The 14726-nt window shown below is 35.2% G+C and carries 11 protein-coding genes; 4 read left to right on the top strand and 7 right to left on the bottom strand.

Annotated features, from left to right (window positions below; translation table 11 throughout):
- Positions 1-447: 447 nt before the first annotated feature.
- Positions 448-1245, top strand: coding sequence for an MspI family type II restriction endonuclease (locus ACE199_RS20245; protein ID WP_375351341.1), 798 nt, complete (start codon positions 448-450; stop codon positions 1243-1245).
- A gap of 72 nt (positions 1246-1317) precedes the next feature.
- On the opposite strand, the gene ACE199_RS20250 is transcribed toward ACE199_RS20245, so the two are convergent.
- The 5 genes from ACE199_RS20250 to ACE199_RS20270 form a co-directional block, all read right to left on the bottom strand.
- A complete protein-coding gene (locus tag ACE199_RS20250) occupies positions 1318-1506 on the bottom strand; it encodes a hypothetical protein (RefSeq protein WP_375351342.1) in 189 nt (62 codons plus the stop codon).
- Entirely contained in the window at positions 1499-2857 is a 1359-nt protein-coding gene (locus ACE199_RS20255; protein WP_375351343.1) for a DNA cytosine methyltransferase, read from the bottom strand. Before ACE199_RS20255 ends, ACE199_RS20250 begins: the two co-directional genes overlap by 8 nt.
- Positions 2858-5202: 2345 nt before the next feature.
- Positions 5203-5673, bottom strand: coding sequence for a hypothetical protein (locus tag ACE199_RS20260; protein WP_375351344.1), 471 nt, complete (start codon positions 5671-5673; stop codon positions 5203-5205).
- Between the two features lie 428 nt (positions 5674-6101).
- Positions 6102-7256 carry a replication initiation protein gene (locus tag ACE199_RS20265; RefSeq protein WP_375351345.1) on the bottom strand — a complete coding sequence of 385 codons (1155 nt, stop codon included), beginning with the start codon at positions 7254-7256 and terminating at the stop codon, positions 6102-6104.
- Between the two features lie 979 nt (positions 7257-8235).
- The gene (locus tag ACE199_RS20270) at positions 8236-8460 is read right to left on the bottom strand and encodes a helix-turn-helix domain-containing protein (protein WP_252283708.1); all 225 of its coding nucleotides are present in this window, start codon (positions 8458-8460) and stop codon (positions 8236-8238) included.
- Between the two features lie 154 nt (positions 8461-8614).
- Between ACE199_RS20270 and ACE199_RS20275 the strand changes: the two genes are divergently transcribed.
- Positions 8615-8740 carry a hypothetical protein gene (locus ACE199_RS20275; RefSeq protein ID WP_375351346.1) on the top strand — a complete coding sequence of 42 codons (126 nt, stop codon included), beginning with the start codon at positions 8615-8617 and terminating at the stop codon, positions 8738-8740.
- Positions 8741-8752: 12 nt separating this feature from the next.
- Positions 8753-9193: a hypothetical protein gene (locus ACE199_RS20280; RefSeq protein WP_375351347.1), complete on the top strand. Its 441-nt coding sequence runs from the start codon at positions 8753-8755 to the stop codon at positions 9191-9193.
- Between the two features lie 318 nt (positions 9194-9511).
- Here ACE199_RS20280 and hmpA read toward each other — a convergent pair whose 3' ends face one another.
- Positions 9512-10729 carry an NO-inducible flavohemoprotein gene (gene hmpA / locus ACE199_RS20285; protein ID WP_375351348.1) on the bottom strand — a complete coding sequence of 406 codons (1218 nt, stop codon included), beginning with the start codon at positions 10727-10729 and terminating at the stop codon, positions 9512-9514.
- A gap of 702 nt (positions 10730-11431) precedes the next feature.
- The gene (locus ACE199_RS20290; RefSeq protein WP_375351349.1) at positions 11432-12736 is read right to left on the bottom strand and encodes a replication protein; all 1305 of its coding nucleotides are present in this window, start codon (positions 12734-12736) and stop codon (positions 11432-11434) included.
- 1421 nt (positions 12737-14157) lie between these two features.
- Here ACE199_RS20290 and ACE199_RS20295 point away from each other — a divergent pair.
- Positions 14158-14595, top strand: a complete 438-nt coding sequence (locus ACE199_RS20295; RefSeq protein ID WP_375351350.1) for a YhfM domain-containing protein — start codon at positions 14158-14160, stop codon at positions 14593-14595.
- Positions 14596-14726 lie beyond the last annotated feature (131 nt).

Below are 14726 nucleotides of genomic sequence, written 5' to 3' on the forward strand. Positions count from 1 at the left end.
TCAAATCAAAATCCAAAAATGTTCTTTTTAAGAACTTTTCTATCATATGTTGATTAATAAGGTAAGTACTTATAAGGATTGACCGCAATATAACGAGCTTTTCCAGTTATAAAAAGCATATTTCGAAACCATCATCAATTATATCTCGATATTGTCCATATTTATTTAAATTGTGTAATCCTCTCCACTTTTAATATCTAAGCGTTATAATAATATAATACCGACTATTCTACTAGAATAATTCAAGTTAATCTAGTTAAAAGGAAGTGAAACACTAAGAAAATTCTATTCAATCCTTAAATAAAGCTCCTATAAACCTATTTTTCCCAAAAGAGAAATACCTATATTTTTTTTGCTTTAACACTCCTTGAAGAGTAATTCTATTCCAAAGAATAAAACATGCACTATTAATGTTATCCACATTAAAGTCACGAAAGGATTGGTTTTATGGATAGTAAACTAGTTAAGTTATATACTGATTATGGAATTAAAGAAAATGCTGCTCCTGGTACTGTCGGTGATAAATTAGGTGATGTATATGAGGATTACTGTATTTCTATTTTCAAAAATGAGGATTACTTGAAAGCGTTAAAACAAGGGCACAGCAGTTACAATAATGAAGATGGTTATAAAATATATATTTCTCTACTACATAAAGTAAATATATATAGCGTAAAAGAAAAAATCAAAGAAATTCACGCTACCAAAAACATTCCTCCTAGAGCAACAGGCGGAAACCCTAAGACAGATGTTTTAATATCTATATATTTAGAAGAACAAAAAATTTTAGTCCCTATCAGTATAAAACAATCAACATTACCAAAAGTAGCTTTTGCAGAATTCGATACTACTACCATTGTAAATGAGATTGGAATTAAAGATAAAACTCTTATTCAGCTCTTAACAAAACATCAAAATGATGCATCAGCTAAACATTTTACTCCAAATGAAAAAAAGGAATTGAGCGATTTACTAGAACCAATAAAAGAAAAATTCGTCAGATGGGTAGTAACTGGAAGCGCACAGGAGAATACTTCTGATATAAGATTTCCTAAATATTTAATAAAATTCGACCTAATGAAACAAACCTTTAGTCTAAAAGCTAGTCATGTATATTCTATAGAAGAATACATACATAATACGTTATATAAAAATGGCCAACCTAAAAAAGGCGGTTTTGGAACTGGTTTATCTTGGACTTATGCTACAGGTACAAAAGGTCAGAAAATTCAATTTAAAGGATAATAGTAGAGAAAAAGCTATATAAATCTATATAGCTTTTTCTGATATTTACTTCTAAATAATATCCTCACATCACTACATATTTTTAGAAACCCTTATAATATCTCTTAAGGAATTAACAAACTTCTTATCTTGATTGTCTAACCAATACATAAATGCTTCTTCTATAATTTCATTTTGATGTTTATTTTTCAACAAAGCAACACATTTAACCATTTCAATCATTTCTTGAGTATATGTGAAAGTCGTTTTTACTTTATCCATGATTATTAACAACCTCTTTAAGTTCAAGATTTTGAAATGTTATTTCATTTAATGTTTCTACTATTTTTACTCCTAAAGCATAAGCCAATAGTGGGGGGATAGCATCTCCCATTTGTTCGTATCTATCTTGTTGAGGATCGCTATGAAACTTCACATAAGGTCCTTGTAATTGATACCAATCAGGAAATGATTGTAGTCTTGCAGCTTCTCTTGGAGTAATTGAACGATTTAAAATGGGATGAACCATTTCGTCTAAACAGTGAGAAGTTACGGTAAAACTAGGTTTATCAGCTACTAGTCTTCTATTTCTAGCAGCGTAAAGTTTTTTAGGAAAACAATTGTTACGAACATCTTCTTGTCCATTATTAATTAAACGTTCAGCAGCTTGTTTCATACCTTCTCCTGGAAGAATATTAGCTAAACGATTTATCATTGGAGGTTTATGACCGGGTCCTATATGTGAGTTTAACTTATTCTTTTTATCTTTTAAATGTTCAGGAAGACCGAACTTTTCACCTGAAACAATTTGAAGAAACTCTTTTCTCTGAATAGAAAAAGAATCTTTGATTTCAGGAATAAACTCAACTTCTTCTTCTCCCTCTTTTACTCCCACTTTAGGTAAATCTAATATTGCATCTCCAACTGTAACATAGGGATATCTTCTACCTTCTCCATGTGTTTTTTCAGGGTAAGAAAACTCTGCATGATATTTACTATTAACGCCGACTAAGAATATCCGTTCTCTATTTTGAGGAACACCATAATCAGAAGCTTTTAATAATACTGTCCCCTGATCTCTACTAGCCAACTTAAATGAAACACCCTTATTATTAGCTCTTTCGAACTCATCACAAATCATTTCGTACATTTTTCCAGCTTTACCATCTAGTTTTTTCGAAAAAAGACCTTTAACATTTTCAAACAAAACCATTGAAGCATCAACATGTTTTGCTATCCTTTCTAAATTAAGAAAAAGGTTATTCCTTTCATCATCATCACGACGTTGACCAGCCATTGAGAAACTTTCACATGGAGCTCCCCCAGTTACAATATCAACGGTGTTAACTCCAAATCGCTCATTAAGTATTTTATCAATTAACTCATTAGTTATCTTTGTTATATCACCATGGATTAGTAAAGTCTTGTCATTTGGCAAAAAATACTCCGCTTCATTTTCTAATGTACCTTCTAGATAATCACCTAATACTAAAATATCAGCATCATGCGAAGCTCCGTAGGTTTTAACCGTCCAATCACTCATTTCGACAGCTATAAGTGGTTTTATACCTGCCCATTTCAAACCTGTGCATAATCCGCCAGGTCCGGAAAATAAATCAATCGATGTAAACATACTTTTCCCCCTCTATAAAAAGAACTAGCGTTCCGTTTATTCTATTTTTAATTTAATATATTATAAACACTCTGTCAATAATTAAAGAAATACAGAAATACAGAAATACAAGATCAAATTCTTACCTTTTAATTATTAAATTTATTGGGCAAAGCCCTCTCCATATAGCTAACTTAATTATATCTACTCACCTTTGTTTTCTTTTAAAAAAGTCTATATTCCATAATTTTGAATAATAATATTCAAAAAACTAGGTTCCAAATCACTATAATTCAAACCCTAGTCCTAAACTTCATGTGATTGTTCAGTATAACTATAAAAAGTATAATTAATAAAAGAGAACATGATAGGTATACCAAAAAGGAAGTGAAAAAATGAAGTGTACATGCGGGGGAATATTATCTGTTATTCGTATTGAAAACGATGACTTGAATTCTCATAAACCAAGACTGTGTGATGTAGAATGTTTAGAATGTGGAAAAATCTATTACAGCCAGCCATACGATTTTGGTAAGTCAATCAACTCAATTAAAAACTTAGAAAATCAATCAAGAAAATGATAGACCGCCCGAATATTGGTAATTAATACATCCAAAGAAAAGAGTCCTCTATTTACAATTCCAAAAATCCCTGCTGAAGATTACTTACAGAAGTCCCGCTCTGCATTGCTATATAAAGGCAACAGCAAGGAAGAAAACAATCTTTCTTCGTAGAAGCATTCTCTGCTCACTCGAAGAAGCTAATCTTGCAAGCTTATTCATCCTGCAGCCATGCTAACGCCCATTCAAGGAGTATCTCCCGCATACCTGCATGGAAGCAAGTTCAAAAGCAGCCCGCGCCAATCTCCTCCACCGCCACCCTCAGCTAAAGCTTCAGGTTGGGGCTCCAGAGCTTGCCGCTCGTCTTACTCGAAGAAGCTAATCTTGCAAGCTTATTCATCCCGCAGCCATGCTGACGCCTATTCAAGAAGTATCTCCCGCATACTGCATGGAAGCAACAGAAAAGAAGAAAACAACCTTTCTTCTAACAAAGAAAAGTTGTTTTCTTCTTTTCTTGTTTCGAGGGTTTCTTCGTTGAAGCCTTATTCGTTCATTCAAAGAGGTCTCTTAAGCAGTAAGTCCGCGTCAATCTCTTCCACCGCCACCCTCAGCTAAAGCTTCAGGTTGGGGCTCCAGAGCTTGTCGCTCGGTTTACTCGAAGAAGCTCAGAAGAATCTTCCATAAGTACACTATCCTCTAGTCCTTAGTGTGCCTTTTCAATGAATAGGGAGACGTTTTAAAGAACCAGCCTCGCACCTCAAAACAGGGGGATTACCTGTCTTTTCTTCATCTCTTTCTTCGTTGTTTTCTTTACTGAAGCATTCTCCGCTCGCTCAAACAAGGCGCCCTCCGGCTAAGAAAGCCTATCACATGGCCCACCCAAACCAAAAGACTACGGGTCACCAGTGAAGATTGAAATCTTCTATATATAAAACTTAAACACTTAATTATGGATCTAATTCACAAATTGAAAAGTTATTATAACAAAGAAGAAAACAACCTTTCTTTTAAACAAGAAAAGTTGTTTTCTTCTTTTCCTCTTCCGTTGTTTTCCTCATTACTTATCTGTTCCTAAAAGTACACATTTACGAACAGGTTAGTTTTTGATTTAAAACTACTTTTTTACATTTCCACAAAAGTATAAAAACCACTTTGCGAACGTTCATTTTTCATAGATACTTTAACGAACGGTTTTGCTATAATAATAGAAAAAAGATGCTGGAAATTTAATGATTATATGTATTTATTTTGCTCGATGGTTTGGTAAATAAAAGGAATACGAAAATATATCAGAGAATAACATAGATGGTATAAAAAGAAAAAAAGGAGGTTGCTAAATGGCCGTAGAAAACTGTCCAAAATGTGATGGTGAAGGAGTAATCACTGTGGATGTTGGATGGGGTGGAACAACGGTGACTTGTGGTGATTGCAATGGTAGGGGTTATTAATTGAGACTTAAACAGAGTTAATACTTTTCCTATTAGATGCCCAGTCAATTGATGACTAGGGCTTATTTGTGTTTATATATGCTTTTTCTTAATAAGCTATTATACTCAAAAGTTTTTCAACTACCAGAGTGGTTTTGCTACTGTGTTTACTTAGTGAGGAATCCCCCTGAATGAATGGTGATGGTACATACTTTCATAAAAGTAATCGAAGTGTAAGCGATGCATGAAATTTCACATTTCCTCGACAATTCCTCTATAGTGGCCCCTCAATTTACGAATCGTTTCTGAAATCCTTAAACACCATACCACTTCTAACGTCAAAAAATAAAAGAGCCAGAATTCAAAAGAACTCTGGCTCTCATATTTTTTTTATGTCCTTAAGCTGAAGGATATAATTTAAAAATTCATCTTCTTCCAAAGAATTATATGGTTCATCCTCCGTTAATTCCTCTTCGACATCATAAGAAATTAACCACCAAACATGATCCCCATCAAAGTTGTATGTAAATTGATAATAACCTCCATCAATCTTCTCTATACTACCAGCATGATTCATACCACCTGTTTGTAACATAGAAGCAACATAACCCATCTCTTTCAATTTAAGAACCATATTATGTTCTTTAGCAATTTCTTGTTTAACCTGAATCAAGGTATTACTCAGATTACAACGTGTAACATCATAATTTTCTTTTAAATCCTGAGGCTCAATAAGTTGTTGCCATTCAAGAGAATTAACGTCCATCGTTTTATGCTGAAATTGAGGACCATGATAACGTACACTAATAACATGAGCTGATGGTGTAAATATACCAAGTGCTGCTTTCATAAAATAGCTCTCCTTTAAAAATACTATAAATAACGCTATAACCTGCCGCTACTCGCTCCGAGACTGGTTCCCTAGTTATTTATATCACACTTATTCATTACTCTTGCTTCTTTTAAGCCCTTTTAAGAGCAAAGCAAGCAAGGTTTTCTACACAATAAAGTGCTAAAACCACAAGACACATGATAATTACCTGTAAAGCACTATAAATAGAAACAGTATATTCCCAATATAACAGAGAATTATATATAGATCATTAGATAAAATAGGGTACCACCAACATTACGTATTTGTTGGTAGCCCCCCCTGTAGTCAACATCAAGATTGTTTCATTTGAGAGAAGCATCATAAGCCTTACTATTAAGATGGTAAAACAAGAAACAGCCAAAAATATTTCACAAGCTTCTTTTTCTTTTATTAAAAAATCAACATTATCGTTTAACAGAGTTACTATTTATAAGCTCTTGAAGCTGTTGTTCTATTTCTCTTTTCTGTTCTTCGCTTAATTTTCCTTTTCTCACTGTTTTTTCTTCTTTCTTATCTTTCTTAAACCAGTGTGGCAGCAACTCTTCCCGAATGATTTTTTTCGAATTACTTTCAACACTCACTCGATGATGACTTGTACCTTTTTGCACGCATTTTACTTTCTCGTTGAGTATATAGGTGATAAAAGCAAGATGATTTTCAATGGAGGGAACACTAAAAGATTGCTGAACGAGCTTGTGAATTTCCATGTGTTTGTTATCGCCCCATACTTCCTCGGCCAATTCGCCCCATCTTTTCAACACTTTTTTCGTCAATGTATAATCATGCTTTTTGAAAGTCTGATCTAACTGAAGATAGAGGGATTCAAACAAATCATCTGGTTCCTGCTTCATTTCAAGCAACTGAGTTTCATTTTCGAGAGCAGTTCTTTTTGAGGTAATAAAAAAGTGTAAAGCACTAACTTTTCTTCCTTTTTTAATCTCCTTGTAATTAAAAGAAATATCTGTGCTTTCTTCTAATTCCTTTTGGGCTGTTTTAAGTATTCTTAGCTTAAAATTGGAATACTCACTATATCCCGAATCTATTCCAAGCATTTCTTTCAGTTTTTCTAAATCAATTTGTACTTCTTTTCGCACTTCCCATTTCTTTAATAGCTCATACATTCTAATAGAATGTCCACTTTTCAACTCTAAAATATTCTTCAATTTATAAGAGGTAAACTCTCTTTTTAACATTAATAAATACGGTTTTAAGTCTGCTGGAAAATTAAATTCCACCGTTCCTTGGCCGTAATTGTATTTCACTCTGGTTAACCAATGAGTTTGAATTAATCCGTCTTCCTCATGAATTTCAATAACTTTTGACAAAAGGTTTTTCGTCACCTTTTCTATCTCTTCATATTTTGGAGAGCCTTTAAGTCCCATCATTTCACTAAAATCTTTAATAGAAAGGGAGTACGTTTTTAACTCTGTATCTTCTTTTTGTATTTTACTCACTATGTATAAAATGATTTTTTGTTCACGGGGCGTCAATCTACTTTTATAATTTGCATCAATCAATTTATTTGATTTAGTAACCAAATTATTTATATCTTTTTTCATTTTCTCAACCCTTACACAGATTTTATTCATGTAAGGTTATTTTATCGCACACTAGTATAAATTTCAAAATGATTATTTAACTGAAACCGAAAGTGTAAGGGTTAGCATAGAAAATGTAAGAATTAATAGGGATAATACCGGCATTAAAGCTAAAAATGCGGGGTTAAAACCGAAAATGTAAGGTTAAAACCGAAAACGTAAGGGTTAAACCGAAAATGTAAGGTTAAAACCGAAAACATAAGGGTTAAACCGAAAGTGTAAGGTTAAAACCGAAAACGTAAGGGTTAAAACCGAAAGTGTAAGGGTTAAGAAACCGAAAGTGTAAGGGTTAAAACCGAAAGTGTAAGGGTTAAAACCGAAAGTGTAAGGGTTAAAACCGAAAGTGTAAGGGTTAGGGCTCGAAAAACCTTATATACCAAGGGATTCAGGCCTCCGAAAACAATTAAAACAATTAAAACAATTAAAACAATATATTAAAAACAACAAAAGGAATTGTTGAATGAATATTAAAACCGAAAATGTAAGCTTTAAAACTCTTTTCCTATGATGTCTTATGGAAATCTGCAAAGTTTATAAAAATACTGTTTCAATACGTGTAAGTAACCTCTTTATACATACTAAAAAGAATCAACATTTGACTGACTCTTTTTGACCTAAAAGATCTAGTGACAGAGTTTTTGTCATAGCCTGCTAAGTTTAAACATTATTGTAAAAAGATTTGATAATCGTTTCAGAAATGTCTTTTAGTAAACTTCAAAGTGAATCGTATCAATAATCATTAAATTTTTATGATGTCATTACAAAACTGATGTTTTTAGTAACTATCGTTAGTTAAATAACTATTAATTTTTTATATGCAGTAAACTATTTTACAATTCATAATAGAAACTCTGTCACTGAGCAGGTAATTAGCATCAATAGTTATCTAATTAGTTACTTTGTATTTAAAAGTAAGAGTATAGATTATATCTTACTACTGTTACATATCCCAAAAATCGCTCATTTTTGCGCCTTTATCTATCTCACGAATGGCTTTTAATAACTTTTTCATGACGTCTTGTCGAGGGATGTAATCTTTTTCATTACAAGCTTTTGAAATTGTATTCTTACTAACCTTTGCAGCTTCAGCTAAATCCTGTTGATCCAATCCTCTTTTATCCATCCACTTTCCAAGTTTACTTCTTTGTTTACCGATGCCCCACATGTTTTTCTCCTTTCGAAATAATTGTTATCAGCATTCTTGACCATCAATCCCAAAAATATTCAATCTAATCTAAAAAAGTTGGGAATAATGGACAAGCAGTACCTAATACCATTTATCAAGGACGTCAAGAGACGCCATATAGGGAGGTTGACAAATGGCAAAAAGAAAACGTGAAGAAGAGCTAGAAGAATCTAATTTAGATAGTATTGGTGATTCAGGCTTAGAATGGGCTGTAGCTGTATTAGTCGTTATTTTAGCAGTTGGATTTTTTACAATGTAAAGGGGGGATTTTATGTATCGACCTACTGTACGTTATGACGATGTTTTTAAAGAATATATAGATAGTCTTTTCCATGCTACTCATTTAGATCGAAACCAAATTATAAGAGCAGCTCTCTTTGCAGCAGCCTATTCGAAAGAGTTTCAAAAAATATTAACTGAACACCGAAAGAAAGACGTCCCTCTACCTCCCCCACTATGGGAGGGCACCCAGCACTGTTACTGGATGGAGCAGAATCCTAAGATTAGAAAAGAAAAGGGAGGTAGGGACGTCAATGATGTCAGTGAACGAGCGACAACGATTAATAAAAATATTGGAGTTGTTAAACGAGGAAGAAGAAATCGAACAAAGGAAGATGGATGTATCGAACCGATTAAGGGATCAACAAGGACGATTCCTTCCGAGTCAATCAGAATCGAAAACCAAGGAGGAATCACCTTCACGTTCAATTAAATTAGTTAAAGTAAAGGGAAGCTATGGAACCTACGTGGTGAAAGAACACTGGCTAAATGAAGAAGAGAAAGGGAGATTGATGGCTTTAGGGGTAATTATCTTATTAGCTATCATTTTTTAAAGAGTGGACATTAAGCCCATTCTTTTCTTTTAGTGCGGATAAGGGTACTCTTTGAGAGTCCCGGCGTGCTCAATACTTCTTTGTAGGAATGAGTTTCCGCCCCTCAATATTATATGATGGGTTTAATGAGGCATAATAGACTCAAAAACAGATTAAAAGCCCTAACAACCACGTTAGAGCTTTTAATCTGTTTTTAGTTACTCGCCTAAAATTGCCACAGGGCTAAATGACTCATAATGAATCCGTTCGCTTGGCACTTCCCATTCACGTAGAGCCTTAATAATAGCATCCATAAAAGGCAGAGAACCGCAAAGATAAAAATTCGCTTCTTTCGTAGCAACGTTTGATTTTAAGAAGTCTAAATCAATATAGCCTTCTTTATCAAAGTTTTTGGAGGCTTTGTCCTCCTCTGTCGGTGAGTCATAACAAACTAATGACTTTATATCACTATTTTCATTAATTAATTGCTTTACATCCTCATGAAAAGCATGTGTCTTACTATTACGGGTGGAATGAATAAATGTGATCTTTGGTTTCGTTTGTTCATTTAAAAGAGTTTGCAACATGCTAAATAAAGGAGTAATTCCAATGCCTCCACTTATGAAAACTACAGGTAAGTCATCCTGTTGAAGTACGAAGTCTCCTGCTGGAGCAGAAACTGGGAGGGAATTCCCCGTTTGAATCTGTTTATGTAAATAGTTAGATACGATCCCTTCCGGTGAACTATCATGTTCATCTTCTCGTTTCACGCTAATACGATAATAATCTTTACCTGGCGCTTCCGAAAGGCTGTAATGGCGAATATGGGTATACTTTTCTCCAGGCACTTTAGCTTTAATGGTTAGATATTGTCCAGCTTTATAAGTGGCTATGGCTTTTCCATCTTCAGGCTTTAAATAAAAAGAAGTAACTTCATCACTTTCTTCGACTTTTTTCTCCACAATAAAGTTGCGATAGCCTTCCCATCCTCCTGGCTGGCTTTTTGTTTCTTCGTAAAGCTTCTGTTCAAGCTCAATAAAAGCATCTGCAATATAGCCATACGCTTTTCCCCAAGCTTCTATAATTTCGTCTGTTGCAGCATCTCCAAGAACGTCTTTTACCGCTTGCAGCAAGGTTTCTCCTACTACTGGATATTGCTCAGCTTTTATGCCGATGGCCCGGTGTTTTTGAGAAATCCTTTCAATGACGGGCTTTATCGCATCAAGATTGGTAATATGCTCTCCAGCTGCATAAACGGAATATCCCAAAGCCTCTTGCTGAAGACCTCTTTTTTGATTAGTTTGATTAAAGACATTGTATAAATCAGGGGCTTTCTCAAATAATAGCTTATAAAATCTTTTCCCAATTGCTGTACTGTGTTCTTTTAAGACAGGAGCAGTCGACTGAACAATTTGTATCGTTTTCTCATCGAGCATAAAATCCACCCTTTCTTCAAATAAATGACTAATGAAAATCCACCCTTTTTATTATTCCAAATTTTGTTTATTTTACACTGATTCATATAACATCCATTCAAAAAGAATTAATGAACTAAAATTACAACCACTTCAAAACAAATAGACTGAAATCCTCTACTTTCATAAATAGATAGATTAGTCATACTCTCTACTTCTATAAGAACAACACCTAATATTATGTAACCCCTTAACTCGACATATAATTCTTGTTATAAAGGTATTTGTGTGGAATAGCGACTGCTGATAGGGGGCATTATGTTAATTTAAAAAAATATATATAAGATCTATTTAGGGATGACAGCATAATTTATATATTCTAGCGAGGTTCATTTAAGAATATTATGTTGAAACTCTCCGCTCAAGTGTTGCTTTTACTGGATATACAAACAGTTAACACAATGCCTGTTTATGGCCTAAAATCTCTTTCAAGTAAGTATCCCTGGTATTTCTGATAGTAAGTAATATTGCGGATAGTGAAAGAGCCCAACAATAGCTCTCCCCTGCCGCGCTTCCGCTTGCCTACCGCTGCTCGCTCCGAGACTGTGCCCTCCAACAAAGGGCAAGTAATGAATCTTTAATAGATTTTTTCTTTTAAATCTTTTCAAAAGCTGAGCAAGCAGGCTATCGCCCATAATATAAGAACAAGGACCATGAGACACATTATAATTGCTTTAAAAGACGGTATAAATGTGAACGATGCATCCCTAATAAATCGGATAATTCCTTACGTGTAGCATTAGGATGGCGTTCAATAGCCTGTTTAAGCTGCCATAGCTTATCCTCTGTCTTTTCCTTCTGTTGCTCCAAATACACTTCTCTGGTAACCGCATTATGCCTCTCACGATATGCTAATTTCGTTCTCTCACGGTTTCTCCTGCGCTTTTCATTTCCATCAATAATCGTTTTTAAATGCTGCTGTTCTTCTGATGTTATCTCTAACCACCTAATAATCGTTGCATTCTTCAAGTTATAACCCGCCCCGGGATATCCCTTAGCTATCGCCTCTTCATTAGCCTTTACATCGCTTTTGGCCTTCCAAGCCTTCTCAGCGCTTCTTGTCGCTCTTTCTACTTCACACTTCGGCAGCGGCTCTTTAAATTCACTATTAAACTCCAGCATTTGATTTAAAGACTCTTTTAAATCATCCGTTAAGCAACAAGACCAATATCTGTACAAGAAGCATATTTGCTCCCGATGTCCTCTTAAATCATAATCACGCAGCTCCGCAATCTTAACTAAATCTAATAATCTAGCATAATGAAGGCTGCGGACGTTATGTAAATGAATAACCTTTGATTTACGCCCTGGCTTTTTCGATGTATTTTGTCGTGCTAGAGTTAACTCTGGTAAATATTCTGCCTGCAGCTCTCGCAGGCCATACCGATAATCATGTCTATAATCGACAAATACTTCTTCGCCATTTTTTGAATTCACACTGCCAGCTATCCTGAAAACGCGTGTTGAATCGATTGATTTTCTATCAGCCCCAACATATTCTAACCGCTCATAAAAATAGTTCTGAACAGCCTTCCACAGCGGCAAAGCTTGATACGGCACAGGTTCAATCAGCCATATACAAACAAGACCACGACCGGAAAATATAATAAAATTCGGAGGTGGAATGTCCTCCTGAAATACTTCTAAATTCAACTTTTCTGCCACCCAATGGGGATCATAATTCAAGTTATGACAGTCTATATCGACGTATAAAGCCCGTAATTGCTTTATATTTTCAAGACGACGTTGTGGCTTAAAGAATGTATTTTGACTAAAGAAAATATTATCACCGAGCCAATTAGGCAACTCTGAAGCCAATTCTGCAGGTTGATAGTGATATTGCTTCCAAGATCCATCACCCTCCTTCTTAGCAAAAGTGATCCATCCAGACGCTTTATGATGATGGAACAGCACGTGCCGTTTCGCTTCGTCAAGCGCATAGCTTTCCACCGTATTTAAATTTTGCATGACAAAAAATCCTCCTACTAAAGAAGGACAATCGCAAGTATATATGATAAAATTTGTCCGTATATATGCATATAGGGGGATGCGATTCCTTCTAGTATTTTCAGAAAACTCCTAGAGCGGCCAAGCTCATATAGGGGTTTTCTTTTTTATTTGATTAGAAATTTAGAATCTTGTACTTTTGAGGTGAAAAATAAAAGAATTGAAGATAAATAATAAAAAGTTGCAAGAAGAAAAAAGAAGAAAAAAAGAGGTCTTTCACTTTCAAATTTCGACACAAAGACCTACTTTCCTTCATTTTTTTTGTTTTTATACATAAAATACGGTAAAAATGTACTATTTTAGAAGTTGATATGGAATTTAAAGCATTGATAGAGGGGGATTAGCTGATTCTACATTCACTGGTGACCCGTAGTCTTTTGGTTTGGGTGGGCCATGTGATAGGCTTTCTTAGCCGGAGGGCGCCTTGTTTGAGCGAGGCACGAGCGAGTAGGTGCAATCCGGCCACGTCCCCGCATCACATGAGCCCTGGGGCCCCGAACCAAAAGGAAACGGAAGCTCCAGTGCGCAGAAGCTTATTCAGGATCGTGATTGCTTCGTTGAATAAGCTTGTAAAAGGGCTTCTTCGAGTAAGCCAAGCGACAAGCTCTGGAGCCCCAACCTGAAGCTTTAGCTGAGGGTGGCGGTGGAGGAGATCGGCGCGGACTTACTGCTTAAGAGACTTCTTTGAGTGAACCGATAAGGCTTCTACGAAGAAACCTTCGAAACAAGAAAAGAAGAAAACAACTTTTCTTCGTTAGAGGAAAGGTTGTTTTCTTCCTTGCTGTTGCCTCCATGCAGGTATGTGGGAGAGGCTTCTTGGATAGGCGTCAGCATGGCTGCAGGTTGAATAAGCTTGCAAGAATACTTCCTCGAATAGAGCACGGGGCTTCGGAGACCGCGCCGGATGCGATAGCAGGAGGCCGTTGTCGGAGGAGACTCGGGCGGCTGCTGCGTGAAGATCTTCTTCGAGTGAGCGGAGAATACTTCTACGAAGAAACCTTCGAAACAAGAAAAGAAGAAAAAAACTTTTCTTTGTTAGAAGAAAGGTTGTTTTCTTCCTTGCTGTTGCTTCTATGTAGGGACTTCTGTGAGAGATCTTCGGCATGGCTACATGATGAGTATGCTTGCAAGAATGCTTCTTCGACTAGAGCGCGGGGCTTTGGAGACCGTGCCGGATGCGATAGCAGGAGGCTGATGTCGGAGGAGACTCGGGCGGCTGCTGCGTGAAGATCTTCTTTGAGTGAGCGGAGAATGTGCAAAATGGGAATAAAGTTATTTAATTTTAGGCTCTGTTAAAGAATGGTGTTGATTTTCTTCTTCCACTAACTGGAAGGTTACTTGAAGAAGAATATTGAATTATATAAAAGGAGGTGGCAGATTTTATGTTAAAATCAAAGGTCTTTATTATAACAATACTAATGTTTAGCTTATTTTTAGTTGCTGGTTGTGCGAACGGAATAGAAAACGAGGAACAAAAAATAAAGGTTCAAAAGCGTATCGGTGATGAAAATAAATATGAAAATTACAAAGAGATTACTAACAATGAACAAGTTCAAGAGGTTAAGCAAATATTAGATAATGTTGATTGGAGAACAGCAAAAGTAGATATGGCACATCCTGCTGATTACAGATTTGTATTTCAATTTAAAAATCCTGAAATAGAAGCAAAAGCCCTGTCATATGAATTATGGATAAGTCCAAATAAAGATAAAGTGGAACTCGTCATAGATGCTTTAAGTAAATATTCTCAATTAAATGAGCAAGATTCCGCCGTTTTATTTGAAATATTAACAGGAAAAAAATTATCCGATTTGGAATAGTTCTTATGCAACTAAACCAGCTAATAGTTTGTCAATAAAAATCTTTTAAATTAAAAATAACTTCATGCTATACTAAAAATGCACAACTCAAATAACCCTCTGAACTTAGTTTGGAAGGTTTTTGCTTTATT

Source organism: Peribacillus sp. Hz7, from assembly GCF_042136355.1.
Classification (GTDB): Bacteria; Bacillota; Bacilli; order Bacillales; family DSM-1321; genus Peribacillus; species Peribacillus asahii_A.